The sequence below is a fragment of the Streptomyces antnestii genome (genome assembly GCF_004005495.1).
Taxonomy (GTDB): Bacteria; Actinomycetota; Actinomycetes; order Streptomycetales; family Streptomycetaceae; genus Streptomyces; species Streptomyces antnestii.
Genome location: NZ_RZYA01000007.1, coordinates 60,324 through 75,315 on the forward strand (window position 1 = coordinate 60,324; position 14,992 = coordinate 75,315).

Here is a 14,992-nt window from a genome sequence, read left to right on the forward strand (position 1 = left end):
ACTAGGAACCTAATTCGGGGACAAGCGGTCACGGACCGCTTCACTGATGATGTTGACGCTGAGAACGAGGAGGAATATCGCGATTCCCGGGGTGATGGTGATCCACCAGGCCGATGCCATGTAGTCGCGTCCGTCGCTCAGGATCTCGCCCCATCCCGGGGAGGCGGACGGCGCCGAGAGGCCGATGAATCCCAGGCCGGAGATGATGACGATCGCGTTGCCGAAGGCGAGGGCGCCCAGGACCAGGATGGACGAGGCGACGTTCGGGAGAATGTGCCGGAAGACGATCCGGAGACCCGATCCCCGCATGACGCGGACGGCCAGAATGTATTCCAGTTGGCACACTTCGCGGGTCTCGATATGGACCACGCGGGCGATTTCGACCCATGACGCGAGTGCGACCACGAATACGACGAGCCAGAAGCTTGCCCCCAGAATGCCGACAACGGCAAGAGCGAGGAGGAAGAAAGGAAAGGAGAGCTGAAGATTGGTCAGCAGAATCAGCAGATCTCCGAGCCGGCCACCGCGATATCCGCAGTACAGGCCCAGAAGGGCGCCGACGGCGGTGCCGATCACGACGGCGAGGGCCGCCTGCACCACGATCGTCTGCGCTCCGGCCAGCACGAGGGACCACAGGTCCCGGCCCAGCGCGTCGGTGCCGAACAGATGGCTTCCGGCGGCGGTCCGGCTCCCGGGCGGCAGGAGCCGGCCCCTGAGATGCTGCGCGCCGGCGTCCATCGGCGCGAGCTTGTCCCCGGCGACGGTGATGACGGCGAAGGCCGCGACCATGAGGACCGCGATGACGGTCGGTACGCGATGGCGCAGAACGCCGCGGAACCTCCGGACACCCACCGACGGGCGGGCCTTGGACGCGTTCGCTTCCAGCGTCGTGGTCATCGGTTCCTCCTCACACCGCTGTCCTCAGGCGCGGGTTGGCGGCGCGGGCCAGCACTTCGGTCAGGACCGTGACGACGGCGAAGATCACGGCGACGTAGACGACGATTCCCTGGACGACGGGGAAGTCGCTCCGGCTGATCGAATGGACGGCCAGCGTGCCGACCCCGGGCCAGGCGAAGACCGTCTCGGTCAGCACGGCCCCGCCGAGCAGGCTGCCGAACTGCACTCCGCCGAGCGCGAGGACCGGCAGCAGCGCGTTGCGCAGTACGTGAACTGTCATGACACGGCCTTCACTTGCCCCCTTGGTCCGGGCGGTGTCGACGTAGGGCATCGGCAGCACGTTGAGGACGGAGGCGCGGGTGAGGCGGGCCATGTTCGGAAAGAGGTAGAGCATCAGGTTGACGCTCGGCAGGACGAGGCTCGCGACGCCGGCCGTGCCGAAGGTCGGCAGCCACCCCAGCGTGACGGCGAAGACCTGGAGCAGCAGGAGCCCCGACCAGAACGACGGAACCGAGTTCCCCACCACGGCGACGGCCTGCACGACCCGGTCGAGTACACCTCCCCGCCGCATCGCGGCCAGGGTTCCGAGGGGTACGGCGACCAGGACGGTCAGCGCGAACGACGCCGCTGCGAGAATCGCGGTGTTCGGCAGGTAGCGCAGCACGACGGCCGACACCGACGAGCTGTCGAAGTAGGACTTCCCCAGGTCGCCCCGCGCCGCCCCGCCCAGATACGAGAAGTACTGGGAGAGGAGCGGCTTGTCGATCCCCAGCTGTGCTCGCAGCTGGGCGCGCTGTGCGGCACTGGCGTCCTGGGGAAGGATGAGGCCCGTCGGGTCGCCACTCATGCGGACGAGGACGAAGGTGAGCGTGAGCGCGCCGAAGACGACCAGAAGACCGATCGCAATGTGCTTGACCAGGAGTTTCCTCATGGCTGGGAAGGTTCGACGGGGCGCGGGGTGGGCTGGTAGTACTCGGTGCGCCACGCGGCCGCCTTCTTGGCGCCGTTCTCCTCGACCTGCCGCTTGAACTCTCGGGTCACCTCGTCCTCGAACGTGGCCACGTGGGCCGCGGTGTCCACCCAGCCGTCCATGTGCGCGATCATTCCGGCGGTCTCGTAGGCGCGGTTGATGCCCTGCTTGGTGGCGCGCAGTGCTCCGGAGGGCAGCTTCCGCAGCCGGTCGGTGACGTCGTGCACCCGTTCGTCGAAGCGTTCGTCAGGTACGGCCTCCGACACGAGGCCCATGCGGAGGGCCTCGGCGGCGTCGAACCGGTCGCCGAGCAGCAGCACTTCCTTGGCCTGCTTGTGGTTCACCATCCACGGCACCATGAGGAATGCGATACCGGCCCCGAACTGGACCTCTGGCAGGCCGAGTTGACAGGACTCGGACGCGATGGTGAAGTCCGCCGGAAGTGCGAGTTCGAAGGCTCCGGCCAGGCAGTATCCGTGGACGGCGGCCACGACGGGCTTGGGCGAGTTCCAGATCGTCCAGCGGGTCCGGTTGGAGCCGGAACGCAGGCTGTCGATCCGCGATTCGGCGTCCCCGTCCGCCACCTGCTCGGCCAGATCGAATCCGGCCGAGAACGCACGGCCCCTCCCCCGCAGCACGATCACGCGGCAGGCGTGGTCCTTGGCGGCCCGCTCGACCAGCCGCCCGATCTCGTCGTACATCGGGAAGCTGAGGGCGTTGAGCTTGTCCGGGCGGTTCAGCCAGATGGTGAGGACGCCCTGCGACTGTTCGGCCTGTACCCATTCATCGGTCATCGTCGGCTCCTCGGGTCTCCCGTTTCCGGCTCGCTCTCCAGAACGACCGCGGCGTCGACGGCCTGCAGCCTGCTGCCCACCACCGTGAGCGGATTGATGTCGACGCTCTCGATGTCCGCGTCGGCACGGCACATGGCGTGCAGCGCGCTCACCTGCCGATGGAGGTCTTCGAGGTCGACGGCCGGCTTTCCGCGCCAGGCACGGAGGTACGCGGCCACCGGCGAATTCTCGATCGCGTGGGCGAACTCGGTGCTGTCGAGAGGCGGAATCATCACGGCGACGCGGGCCGCGACCTCGCTCAGGACGCCGCCGATGCCGACGACGACCGTGTGTCCGAAGGTCGCGTCCTTGCGGATGCCGAGCAGCAACTCCCGTTCGGCGGCTATCTGTTGTGACACCGTGCAGGCGATCCCCGGTCCGGCGCCGGGGATCGCGCTCATCTGCCGGAACGCGGCCGCCACCTCGTCGGCCGAGGAGAGCCCGAGCCGGACGCCGTTCACGTCCGACTTGTGGGCCACGTCGGCGAGTTGGGCCTTGAGGACCACGGGGTATCCGATGGCTTCCCCGGCCGCCACCGCCTCCTCGGCGGAGGTCACAAGTTCCTGACGGACCGTGGTGACTCCTGCGTCCGCGACCCGCTGGAGGGACTCGTACTCGGTCAGGGCGTACCCCGGGCCGGCCCCGGACGGCGATGCCTGGTCCTGCCCGGTCCCTTCCTGTCCCTCGGTCCGGGCCAGGAAGGAGCCGCGCGCCTTGAGTGCCGCGAGGGCGGCCGCCGCCTCCGCGAGTGAGCCGTAGCACGGCACACCGCTGAGGCGCATCGCGGTGAACGCCTCCTCGTGTTCCTTCGCGAAGGGCGTGTAGAAGACGATCGGCTTGCCCAGCTCCTCCTGCAGGGTGGCGAGGAGCGGGGCCGCGCTCTCGAAGGTTCGTCCGTTGTCGTCGACGAGGCCCGGGCGCCACCCTTCGCCGTACAGGCCGTAGCTGAGGCCGCCGTGGAACTCCGGGCGGCTCAGGGGGTAGCGCATCAGGGTCTTGAACAGGGTGAGGTCCTCGGTGAACCCACCGGTCATGTCGACAGGGTTGGACATCGGAGCCCAGGGCGGCAGGTACTGGCCAAAGGTGTCCCGCAGTTCCTGGTCGAAGGCCGGGACGGTCATCCCGGCTCGCTCGACACAGTCGGTGCCGACGGTGGAGTGCCCTCCTCCCGATCCGACGATGGCTATGTTGTCGCCCTTCATCGGCGGACAGCGCAGGAGCGCCTCGGCGACGGCCATCACGTGGTCCAGGTCGCGGACCTGCACGACCCCGGCCTGCTCGAAGGCCGCGTCGTAGATGTCCTCGGCGGCCGAAAGACGCGAGGTGTGCGAGGCAGCCGCTCGGCGCCCCGCGTCGGTCACACCACCCTTGATGGCGACGATCGGCTTGCGCTCGGCGACGGCACGGCACCGGGCGATGAAGTCGGCACCGGCGTCCTCCTGGAGACTTTCCAGGTAGAGCAGGATCACGTCGACGGCGTCGTCCTGCCCCATGTACTCGACGTAGTCGATGGCGGGGATGTCGGCCTGGTTGCCGAAGCTGACGAACGACTCGAAGCCGAGGTCGTGCCGCCTGGCGTTGTCGAACAGGGTGAGCGCGATGTTGCCGCTCTGCGAGACGAAGCCGATCCGGCCGGGTGCGAGGTGTTCGACGTCGGTCAGGTTCATCCTGCTGCCGGTGCTGAACACGCCCATGCAGTTCGGGCCGACGACGCGCATGCCGAGTTCGTTGCACCGGGCGACCATGTCCCGCTGGATCCTGGCACCGTCGTCGCTCATCTCGGCGAAGCCCGCCGTGAACACGACGCCGACCTTGACCCCCGCGGCCGCCGCCTCGGTCATGGCCTGCGGCGTCGCCTGCATTCCGACGGCGCCGAAGACGAGGTCCGGCACCTCCGGAAGGTCCTTAACCGAGGGGTAGATCGGTTCGCCGTCGACCGTGCCGCCGTTGCGACCCACGGCGTACACGCGGCCTTCGAAGCCGTATCCGCGTACCTTGCCGAAGAATTCGTTCCCACTGCGCGTCGATGTCGCGGAGACACCGATGATCGCGATGCTTTTCGGGGCGAAGAGTGCCCTGAGGTAGTGGTCCACCTGGATTCCTCCTGTCCTCACTGACTCACGTGGCTGACCAGGTTCTTCAGTCGCGACCCGCATCCGCGGGAAGCTGGAGGGACTGCGGTTCGAGGTACTCGGCCATGCCGTGCACGCCGAGTTCGCGGCCGTAGCCGGAGTGCTTGAACCCTCCGAAGGGGGCGGCGGGGTTGAAGGCACCGCCGTTGACGTCGACCTGTCCGGTGCGGATGCGCCGGGCGACCCGTACGGCGTGGTCGGTGTCGCCGGACCAGACCGAACCGCCGAGCCCGTACCGGGTGCCGTTCGCGATCTCGACGGCCTCGGCCTCGTCCCGGTAGCCGATGACCGACAGGACGGGCCCGAAGATCTCGTCCTGCGCGAGGGTGGACGCCGGGTCGACGTCCGTGAAGATCGTGGGCCGTACGAAGTAGCCGTCGCCGCATCCATCGGGGGACGTTTCCCCGCCCGCGAGGAGTCGGGCTCCGTCGCCGAGGCCCGCGCGGATGAACGCTCGTACGCGTTCCCGCTGTTGGTCGCTGATCACGGGGCCCATCCGGGTCTTGTCGTCGGTCGGATCACCCACGGTGTGCTTCTCGGCGGCCGCCTGTGCCAGGTCGTTGACGTGTTCCAGCCGGTCGGCCGGCACGAGGAGGCGGGTCCACGCGTTGCACGCCTGGCCGGAGTTGAAGAACGCGTTGGCGACGCTGACCTTCACCGCGGTGGAGATGTCGGCGTCGGGCAGGACGAGACTTGCGGACTTGCCGCCGAGCTCCAGCGTCACACGCTTGACGGTGCGTGACGCGGCGGCGGCCACGGCTCGCCCGACGCCGACCGATCCGGTGAACGAGACCAGGTCCACGTCGTCGTGGTCCACCAGCGCCCGGCCGGTCACGGGCCCTCCGGTGACGACGTTGAGCACACCCTCGGGCAGGCCCGCGTCCGTCAGGATTGCGGCGAGCATCAGGGCCGACAGCGGGGCCAGCTCACTGGGCTTGAGGACCACCGTCGCACCGGCCGCCAAGGCCGGGACGACCTTGCTGGTGACCTGATGCAGGGGGAAGTTCCACGGAGTGATGGCGGCGACCACGCCCACGGGCTGATGGACGATCAGCGAGTGCCCGATCCGCTGCTCGAAGTCGTAGGACGCGAGCAGGTCGGCCGTCGTCGCCGTGACGATGATGGGCAGTTGGGCGTGCACGGAGCGGGCGATCCGGATCGGAGCACCCAGCTCGGCCGTCACCACCTGGGCGATCTCCTCCCGGCGGTCCTCGAGCAGCTTCGCGGCCCGGCGCAGCACGGCGACCCGGTCCACCACGGGCGTGGCGGCCCATGTCCCGAGCGCCTTGCGCGCCGACCGGACCGCGTCGTCGACGTCTGCGGGTCCTGCGTCGGCAACGGTCGCGATGACGCGTCGCGTCGCCGGGTTCTCCACCTCGATGAGCGGCGCTTCGCCGGCCGGTGACGGTCGAGTGACACCGTCGATGAACTGGCCATGGTGGGGCGTTGGCACGAATCCCTCCTTCCAGGGCACGGCCGTTCCACCGCGTGATCGATCGCGGGGTGTTGGTGACGTTAAAACTAAACACTCACTTAGACAAGGGCTCCGTACGATGACTAGGGCCGGTATTCACTGGGGTATAGACCTAAACGATCGCTTAGAACTGACGATTGGCGGAGGCAACCCATGATGAGTGACACCAAACCGGTGGACCTGCGGGTGGAGGCCGGCATCGCGACGGTGACGCTGAATCGACCGGACCGGCTCAACTCCATGACCGCGGAACTGCTCCACCTGGCGACGAGCACGTTCGAGACTGTCGCCAGCGATCCCACGATCCGTGTGCTGGTGCTCACGGGAGCAGGCCGCGCCTTCTGCGCCGGCGGCGACCTCTCCCAGGGCGCCGGCGGAGCGGTCACCGCGGGCGTCGGCCCCGCGTCGCGAGCCAAGCTGCTGCGGCAGTTCATGGAGACGTCGAGGCTGCTGCACGAGATGCCGGCCGTGACCATCGCCGCCGTCAACGGGGCGTGCGCCGGCGCCGGGTTGTCGTGGGCGTGCGCCTGCGACCTCCGCTACGCCTCGGCGACGGCGAAGTTCAACGCGGCCTTCCTCAACGCAGGCCTCTCAGGCGACTTCGGCGGAACATGGACGCTGCCCCGCATCATCGGCGCCGGCCGGGCCCGGGAGAAGTACCTGGTGTCCGAACCGTTCGACGCCGCCGAGGCGGAACGGATCGGACTCGTCTCACGCGTGTTCGCCGGCCCGGACCTGCTGCCCGAGGTGGAGGCCATCGCCCGCCGGATCGCCGCCTCCGCTCCCCTCGCCGTCTCACGCATCAAACAGAACCTCGCCGACAGCACACGCGTGGACTTTGGTCACGCACTCGACCTCGAGGCACAGCGCCATACCGAATGCGTGGAGTCCGACGACGGCAAGGAGGCCGCGCAGGCCTTCATGGAGAAGCGGGCACCACGGTTCACGGGGCGATGACAACCACCTCTCCGCGAACTGCTACAACCGCGGTGATGTGAACGTGCCGTTCGGCGGCTTCAAGCAGTCCGGTTTCAAGCAGGCCGGTTTCAAGCAGGCCGGCTTCAAGCAGTCCGGCTTCAAGCAGTCCGGCTTCGGGCGCGACAAGTCACCGCACGCGATCTAGCCGTACACCCAGCTCAAGACCTCTTGGTTCCACCTCGGCGACTGAGCACGAGGTGGAGCGGGCGTCCCGTCGCCGGGACGCCCGCTCCACCTGCCGCGTCACACTCCCCCGTACGTGGGCGCCTCGAACTGCGGTCCCCGGGACGCGCCCACCAGCGACAGGGCCATGTGTCCGTAGCGCCATGCGATTTCATCAGGACTCAGCGGCCCGGAGGGGCGGTACCAGCGGGCCACGAAAGTACACATCACGACCACCGCGCGGCTCGCCTCGCGTGGCCACGGCGCCGCGAACACACCTTGATCGCATCCGTCCTGCACGCACTCGTCGAACATGCGCTGCAGCGTGTCCCGTTGTGCGATGTGCCGCTCGCGGTTGGCGTCGTCAAGGCTCCTGATCTCGCTGTTGACGATGAAACTCGAGGCGACGTCGGACGCGTTCCAGAGCACATGCGACTGCGCGGCGGCGAACAGTCGCGCCACGGGATCCGGGCCGGCCCGCCTCAGCGCCTCTTCCGTCCGCTCGATGGAGTTGGCCATGAACCTAGTGATGATCTCCATCAGAAGGTCCTGCTTGGACGTGTAGTAGTGATAGAGCGCGGCCGCGGTCACACCGGCCTCCTGGGTGATGTCCCGGACCGACGATCCGTCGTAACCGTGCTCGTAGAAGCAGCGAACGGCAGCATCGATGATCACCTGACGGCCGGGGCGGCGCGCGCCCGCCCCCGTGTTGCCACGTGTCACAGCCAGAGACATCCCTTGCAAGTCGCGGCCCTTGTCAACCCTTCGTTCCCCACCCGCGCCACCCTACTCGCCCCTGTCGGGGCGCCATGAGCGCGGTGAGCGAGCCGGGGCGCGCGACGAACGGCGGCTACACAGCCTGCTTGGTCTCGCTCACTCGTCGCGTCTGATGCGCGGCATCACCGATCTCGTCGAGTTCACGGTCCCGCCGGTCGGGGGCGAAGGCGATGGCCGCCATCGCGATCAGCGTGGTCGCGATGGCGAAGGCGATCACCATCCACAGGCTTCCGCCGGCCCACAGGACCATCGCTCCCGCCAGGGCGGGCGTGAAGCTCGCCAGCAGGACGGACGCCATCTGGTAGCCGATGGAGATGCCGGAGTAGCGCACCGCCGTCGGGAACATCTCGCAGTACAGGGCGGGCAGCGGCGCGTACACCATGGCGTGGCCCAGGGCGAGGAAGAGCACCACACCGGCGACGATCGCCCACAGCCGTCCCGTGTGGACGAGTGCGAAGACGGGCCAGGTGGTGACCACGACGAGGGCACCGCCGATGAGGAAGGTGCGGACGCGTCCGATGCGGTCGGAGACGGCGCCGAAGACCGGGATCATCACGATGTTCACCGCGGCACCGATCATCGACGCCGTCAGGCCGTAACTCCTGGGCACGTGCAGGGTGGTGGTGACGTAGGACAGGATGAACGTCGTGAACAGGTAGTAGTTCCCGGCCTCGGCGAACCGGCCGAAGATCGTGATCAGCAGCGACTTGCGGTGATCGCGGAAGAGGATCGCCGCAGGCGCCTTGCGGCGATCGAGGTCGGCCTCCATCTTCGCCTTCTCCGCGAGGAATTCGGGGCTCTCCGTGGCCCGCAGCCGGATCGCGAAGCCGACGCCGGCCAGCACCGTGCTCAGCAGGAACGGCACGCGCCAGCCCCACGTCTCGAACGCGTCGCCGGACATCCACGACGCGAGCGAGACCGCGGCGGTGCCCAGGAGCAGACCCGCCGAGACTCCGATCTGCGGCCACGCACCGAAGTACCCGCGCCGCTCACGCGGGGCGTTCTCCACCGCGATGATGGCCGCCCCTCCCCACTCGCCGCCGACGGCGAATCCCTGCGCGAGACGCAGCACGCACAGCAGCAGCGGTGCCGCGATCCCGATCTGCTCGTACGTCGGGACGAGACCGATCGCCGCGGTCGCGACGGTCATGATCGAGAAGGTGAGGATCAGCGTGGACTTGCGCCCGATACGGTCCCCGAGGTGCCCGGCGACGAACGCGCCGACGGGGCGGGCCAGGAAGCCGACGCCGAAGGTGGCGAGCGAGACGATCTGGCCGATGCCGGGTGCGAGGTTCGGGAAGAACAGCGGCCCGAACACGAGCGCCGCGGCGACGCCGTAGATCGTGTACTCGTACCACTCGACGATCGCGCCGATGGTGCCTGACTGCAGGGATCGGCGTCTGATCTGCTCCGGTGTCAAGGGGGCTGCGGTGGCCATGGGATCTCCGTTGATCGGGGGGCGGAACGGGGACGTGCGGGGAGGGGGCGGGGCGGTCGCCGCCCCCTCGGGCAGGGGTCAGACGCGGGCGGCGCTCGCGTAGTGGTCGGTCCAGGGCAGCTGGGCGCCGGCGTACTTGGCGGCCCGGACGTCGCCGGATCGGGCGTGCCCCTCGAACAGCTCGACGCGGGCGGCGCGGCCGCACAGCTCGCCGAGGGCTGCGGACGCCTTCGGGTCACGGACCTCCTGGTACGTGACCGTGCGCAGGTACATGCCCACCCACAGGCCACCGGTGTAGCGGGCGGCGCCGCGGGTCGGCAGGACGTGGTTGGTGCCGATGACCTTGTCGCCGTACGAGACGCAGGTGCCCTCGCCGAGGAAGAGGGCGCCGTAGACGTGCATCTTGTCCAGGGCCTCACGGGGGTTCTCGGTGAGGATCTGTACGTGCTCGTAGGCGAAGGTGTCGGCGATGCGGTAGGCCTCGTCAAGATCGTCGGCCAGGACGATCTGCCCGTGGTCGCGCCAGGCGGGGCCCGCGATGTCGCCGGTCTGCAGGCCGGGCAGGATTTCGTCGATGTGCTCCTGCACGGCGGTGGCGACGCGCTCGCTGGTCGTGATCAGCGCGGCGGGCGAGTCCGGACCGTGCTCGGCCTGCGAGAGCAGGTCGACAGCGGCGACGAACGGGTCGGCGGTGTCGTCGGCGACGACGAGGATCTCGGTCGGTCCGGCGAACAGGTCGATGCCGACCTCGCCGAACAACTGCCGCTTGGCCTCGGCCACATAGGCGTTGCCAGGTCCGGCCAGCATGTCCACGGGCGTCATGGTCTCGGTGCCGACACTCATCGCGGCGATGGCCTGCACGCCGCCGAGGATGTGGATCTCGTCCGCGCCCGCGAGGTGCATCGCGGCGACGGTCGCGGCGGGGATCTCGCCGCGGATCGGCGGGGTGCAGGCGACCACGCGCGGCACCCCGGCGGCCTTCGCGGTCACGATGGTCATGTGCGCGGAGGCCGTCAGCGGGTAGCGGCCGCCGGGGATGTACGCGCCGACGGACCGGACCGGAACATGGCGGTGGCCGAGGAAGACGCCGGGCTCGGACTCGATCTCGATCTCGGCCATGGAGGCGCGCTGGGCCTCGGCGAACCGGCGGACGTTGGCCTGGACGGTCTTGATGTCCTCGATGACCTGCGGGTCGAGGCTGTTCATGATCTCGGCGAGCCGGGCCTCGTCGAGCCGGAAGGACGCCGGCTCCCAGCGGTCGAAGCGCGCGGAGAGTTCACGGACCGCCTCGTCGCCTCGGGCGCGGACGTCGGCGATCAGCTCGCGGACGGTCTGCGCGACGGCGTCGTTGCCCGACGGGGCGGTGGACTGGCTGACAGCGGCCTTGATGGTGCGGGACACGCCGAGCTCCTCACTCAGGGATGGATACGTATCCATTGGATACGTATCCACATCATGGAAGGCAGATGCTCGACGGTCAAGAGGCGATGTACGCGAGGTGATGTACGAGAGGTGACGTACGAGAGCTGATGTGCGAGAGGCGAGGGGAAGCGGTCAGGCGGGAGGCGCCGTGGTGGAGCGCTCCACGAACTCGACGGGCAGGACCTCGTGCCGGTGCGGCAGGTCGGGATCGTCGAGGCGGTCCAGGAGCAGCTCCACTCCGACCTGGGCGATGCGCTCCAGGGGTTGGCGCACGGTCGTCAGGTCGATGCGCTCCCACGCGGACAGTGACACGTCGTCGCAGCCGACCACGCTCAGTTCGGCCGGCACCGGGACGCCGGCCGCCGCGGCCGCGTTCAGCGCCGCGTACGCCATCACGTCGTTGTGGCAGAACAGCGCCGTGGGCGGCTCGGAGCTCGCCAGCAGGGTGCGCACCGCCTCGTACGCGGTGCTGTAGTCGTAGGCGCCGTCGATCTCCGTGAGCGTGACACCGCCCGCGCCCCCGACCTCGCGGCGGAAGGCGAGCCCGCGCTGCTGCGCGGTGCTCGCCCCTGCGACACCGCGGACCATCGCGATCCTGCGGTGTCCGAGGCCGAGCAGATGCCGGGCCGCGAGCTCACCCGCGGTCACGTTGTCGGCCTCGACCTGGTCGGCCGGGAAGCCCTCGAGCGTGCGGTGGCACAGGACCACCGGGATGCCGTGGTCGGTCGTCCGGTGCGCGAGGGGCTCCCCTTCGAGCGCCGACGTGAACACGACCCCGTCGACGCCTTCACGGCGCAGCAGCGCGAGCCCCTCCTCTGCCGACATCACGTCGGTGACCAGCGAAAGGCGCAGGCCGCGTTCGTGCAGGACGCGCTCCACGGCCTTGACCATCACCGGGTAGAAGGGGTTGGTCAGGTCGCGGATCACGACGCCGATCAGGCCCGAACGCGCACCGACGAGGCTGCGCGCGGCCTGGCTGGGCTGGAAGTCGTACTTGGCCACGACTTCGAGGACGCGCCGCTTGGTCTCGGGCGCCACGCTCCCGCCGTTCAGCACCCGGGAGACCGTCGACTGCGCGACACCCGCCTCCCGCGCGATCTGCACGCTCGTGACCGTGGGCCGCCGCGCCATGATTCCTTACCTCCGGGTCGTGTCGAGGCAAGGATACGGATCTACGTCCGCGCCCGGGGCCGAGAGGTCACTGCTGTCCGGCGAAGCGGGCGGGCTGCAGGGCCGGCAGGCGCGTCCGGCCGACCAGGCGTCCGGGGCGGAAGTCGGTCAGGAGGTCGTCTGGTTCGCCGGTGATCAGCTCCTGCGCGGCGAGTCGGCCGAGAAGGGGGCCGAGGGTGATGCCGCTGTGGGTGGCGAGGGTGTAGACGCGGGTGCAGTCGCCGAGGAAGCCCGCGACCGTGAGGCCGTCGGCAGGCAGGGCACGCTGTCCGACCCGCAGCGATTCCAGGCGGGCGCCTTCGGTTCCGGACAGCAACTCGCCCAGGCGGCGGCACAGTTCGGCAGCGTGCGGGCCGTCCGCGGCGGGCGGGTCCGCCGGGTCGGCGTGCGCGTCGAGGTCGAGACCCTGCACGATGAGGCGGCCCGCACCGTCGGGGCGGACGTTGATCCGGGGGGTGGTGAGGACTCGGTCGAGGCGGGTCGGGAGCGGGTTCGTGTAGCCGAGCAGGCCGACGGTGGCGGTACCTGCGGCGTCGGGGTCGGCCATGGGGACGCGATGACCGGCCGTCGCGGTGAGGTGCTCCGTCCAGCGGCCGGCCGCGATCACGACCGCGTCGGCCTCGTCGGCAGTGCCGTCGGACAGTTCGACGCGTACGCCGTCCGCCGTTTCGCGCAGGCCGGTGACTTCCGCCGGACGGCGCAGCCGGGCGCCCAGGTCGCGGGCCTCTCCCCACAGACGGGAGACGAGCAGGGCGGGGAAGACATGGCCTTCCTCGGGGTAGTACGCGATGTGTCCGGCATCGGGGGCCAGGCGCAGGTCGGGGACCAGACGGCGGGCCTCGCGCGGGGTGATCCAGCGCACGGGGTACTCCCGGTCGAGGAGTTCACCGACCGACGCGGCGAGCCGCTCGGATCCGGCCGAATCCCCGGCCCACTCCAGGTTTCCGTTGCGGACGTACCAGGCCGGGGCCGTGCCGGGCTGTTCGGCAAGTGCTTCGTGCTCGGCCATTCCGCCGACGTTGAGCTCGTGGTACGAACGGGGGTTCTTGTTGTGGGAGTTGGTCCAGGCGAACGAGGTGGCGGAGGTGCCGGCCAGCGCGTGATCCCGTTCGTAGACGGTCACTTCGGCTCCGGCGCGGGCCAGGGAACGGGCGGTCGCGGCGCCCAGGACACCGAGTCCGATCACGGCGGTCTTCATGCGTTGCTCACAATCTCTCGCGGGGTGGTGGGGACGCGCTTCTCGGATGTGCTCGCGGTCAGCAGCAGGAGGACGACGGCAGAGGCGGCGATGCCGTAGACCGCGTACGGCACGGTGGTGCCGAGGTACTGGGCGACGCCGCAGCCGGCGAGACCGGCGAGCATGCCGCCGATCGCGGCGGCGGGGCTGAGCCTGCGGCGGCGGTGCAGGAGGTAGCCGAGGAAGATCGGGGCGGCGAGCGCGGCGGCGGAGTAGGCGTACGAGGCGACGAGCCAGGCGAGTGCGGTGGGGAACGCGATCGCGAGCAGGGCCGCGACGGCCGCGACGGCGACGGTGATGAGCCGGGAGAGCATGACGGTCCCGCGCTCGCCCGACCGCCCTCCCGCGACGGTCTGGTAGACGTCGCGCGTCAGGGTGGCGACCGTGGACTGCAGTGCGGCGCCGCTGGTCGCCACGATCGTCGCCACGAGGAAGGCGGCGAACAGGACGAGCATCCACGTGGGGAGCTGGGTGAGCAGCCACCCCGCCGCATCCTCCTGGTTGGCGAGCCGGGGATTCATCGCGTGGACGGCGAGACCGATACAGCCCGCGTACACCCCGCTGACCAGCATGGTCAGTCCGGAGAACGCCAGGCCGCGGCGGGCGTCGGAGACCTTCTTGGTGGCGAACACCCGCTGGTAGTAGAGCTGGTTGGTGAGGGTGCCGGGGATGATCGCGGCGGCCCAGAGCCAGATCTGCTGCCAGCCGACCGCCGACACTCCGGCGGGGCTCCACAGCCGCTCCGGCACGGTCGCGGTGATACGGCCCCAGCCGCCGGCCAGATGGATTCCGTAGAACGCGACGACGAGTGCCATCGCGATCTTGAAGAGTCCGAAGACGAAGTCGGCCCACGCGACCGAGGTGAGGCCGCCGGGCAGGACGAACGTCAGCGAGGCCAGGGTGATCACGGCCACGAGCGCGGGCGTCGATATCCCGGTCAGCTGGCCGAAGAGCTTGGCGAAGGCGACGAACTGGGTGACGATCCAGCCGAACGGGACCACGAGCGCGGCCAGTGCGGCGACGGCTGTGACGAGCCGGTGCTGCCCGAAGAGCCGGGTGACGACGTCGGGGACGGTGGTGAAACTCTGTTCGCGCAGCCATCTCGCGATCAGTGTCAGCAGGAGGAAGCCGACCAGGACGCAGCCTTCGTAGACGAACACGGACCACCCGGACCGGTAACCGATGCCCACGTGGGCGATGAGGACGCCACCGCCCGCCGCCGCGGCGAACTGGGTGATGACGACGACGAACAGCGGTAGTGACTCGTTGGCGGAAAGCCAGTCGCGGGACGTCCTGGCGCGGCGTCCGAAGTAGAGGGACATCGCCGCGCCCCAGCCGATCACCAGCAGACTGGCGACACTGATGCCGATGATCTGTCCGGTCGAACCTGTGTGCATGGGTGCCTCCGGCGGCCGGGCGGCGCGGCCCGGCTCAGGTGGGTGAGGGCGTGCTCGGGAACCGCCTCACGGGGAGCGGGGCGGGGCGAGCCTGGGTGAGGAGAA

Annotated in this window: 13 protein-coding genes; 2 read left to right on the forward strand and 11 right to left on the reverse strand. The window is 69.5% G+C overall.

The genetic code is table 11. The annotated features are described in order from the left end of the window. Nucleotides 1-9: 9 nt before the first annotated feature. The 5 genes from EOT10_RS16595 to EOT10_RS16615 are packed head-to-tail and all read right to left on the reverse strand — an operon-like array spanning nucleotide 10 to nucleotide 6,285. Nucleotides 10-897: an ABC transporter permease gene (locus EOT10_RS16595; protein WP_127828996.1), complete on the reverse strand. Its 888-nt coding sequence runs from the start codon at nucleotides 895-897 to the stop codon at nucleotides 10-12. Nucleotides 898-907: 10 nt separating this feature from the next. Next, nucleotides 908-1,828 (reverse strand): ABC transporter permease, encoded by a 921-nt coding sequence (locus tag EOT10_RS16600; protein WP_127828997.1) that lies wholly within the window; start codon nucleotides 1,826-1,828, stop codon nucleotides 908-910. After that, entirely contained in the window at nucleotides 1,825-2,661 is an 837-nt protein-coding gene (locus EOT10_RS16605; RefSeq protein WP_127828998.1) for an enoyl-CoA hydratase/isomerase family protein, read from the reverse strand. Before EOT10_RS16605 ends, EOT10_RS16600 begins: the two co-directional genes overlap by 4 nt. Then, complete coding sequence (locus tag EOT10_RS16610) at nucleotides 2,658-4,793, reverse strand: acetate--CoA ligase family protein (protein WP_189491656.1); 2,136 nt, start codon at nucleotides 4,791-4,793, stop codon at nucleotides 2,658-2,660. The genes EOT10_RS16605 and EOT10_RS16610 overlap by 4 nt, the downstream gene beginning before the upstream one ends. A 46-nt stretch (nucleotides 4,794-4,839) precedes the next feature. After that, nucleotides 4,840-6,285, reverse strand: coding sequence for an aldehyde dehydrogenase family protein (locus EOT10_RS16615; protein ID WP_431313294.1), 1,446 nt, complete (start codon nucleotides 6,283-6,285; stop codon nucleotides 4,840-4,842). 177 nt (nucleotides 6,286-6,462) lie between these two features. Here EOT10_RS16615 and EOT10_RS16620 point away from each other — a divergent pair, with 177 nt between their 5' ends. Continuing rightward, on the forward strand, nucleotides 6,463-7,263 hold the full coding sequence (locus EOT10_RS16620) for an enoyl-CoA hydratase-related protein (RefSeq protein ID WP_189491659.1): 801 nt from the start codon (nucleotides 6,463-6,465) through the stop codon (nucleotides 7,261-7,263). Nucleotides 7,264-7,300: 37 nt separating this feature from the next. Further along, a complete protein-coding gene (locus EOT10_RS42590; RefSeq protein WP_262985414.1) occupies nucleotides 7,301-7,429 on the forward strand; it encodes a hypothetical protein in 129 nt (42 codons plus the stop codon). A gap of 98 nt (nucleotides 7,430-7,527) precedes the next feature. Here the strand turns inward: EOT10_RS42590 and EOT10_RS16625 are convergent, their stop codons facing one another. The 6 genes from EOT10_RS16625 to EOT10_RS16650 form a co-directional block, all read right to left on the reverse strand. Continuing rightward, nucleotides 7,528-8,169, reverse strand: coding sequence for a TetR/AcrR family transcriptional regulator (locus EOT10_RS16625; protein ID WP_189491662.1), 642 nt, complete (start codon nucleotides 8,167-8,169; stop codon nucleotides 7,528-7,530). Nucleotides 8,170-8,296: 127 nt separating this feature from the next. Continuing rightward, nucleotides 8,297-9,661: an MFS transporter gene (locus tag EOT10_RS16630; protein WP_127829002.1), complete on the reverse strand. Its 1,365-nt coding sequence runs from the start codon at nucleotides 9,659-9,661 to the stop codon at nucleotides 8,297-8,299. 78 nt (nucleotides 9,662-9,739) lie between these two features. Further along, entirely contained in the window at nucleotides 9,740-11,062 is a 1,323-nt protein-coding gene (hisD, locus tag EOT10_RS16635; RefSeq protein WP_127829003.1) for a histidinol dehydrogenase, read from the reverse strand. 153 nt (nucleotides 11,063-11,215) lie between these two features. After that, entirely contained in the window at nucleotides 11,216-12,214 is a 999-nt protein-coding gene (locus EOT10_RS16640; RefSeq protein WP_127829004.1) for a LacI family DNA-binding transcriptional regulator, read from the reverse strand. Nucleotides 12,215-12,281: 67 nt separating this feature from the next. Continuing rightward, entirely contained in the window at nucleotides 12,282-13,451 is a 1,170-nt protein-coding gene (locus tag EOT10_RS16645; protein WP_127829005.1) for an NAD(P)/FAD-dependent oxidoreductase, read from the reverse strand. Next, the gene (locus EOT10_RS16650; RefSeq protein ID WP_127829006.1) at nucleotides 13,448-14,887 is read right to left on the reverse strand and encodes a sodium:solute symporter family protein; all 1,440 of its coding nucleotides are present in this window, start codon (nucleotides 14,885-14,887) and stop codon (nucleotides 13,448-13,450) included. The genes EOT10_RS16645 and EOT10_RS16650 overlap by 4 nt, the downstream gene beginning before the upstream one ends. Nucleotides 14,888-14,992: the final 105 nt, after the last annotated feature.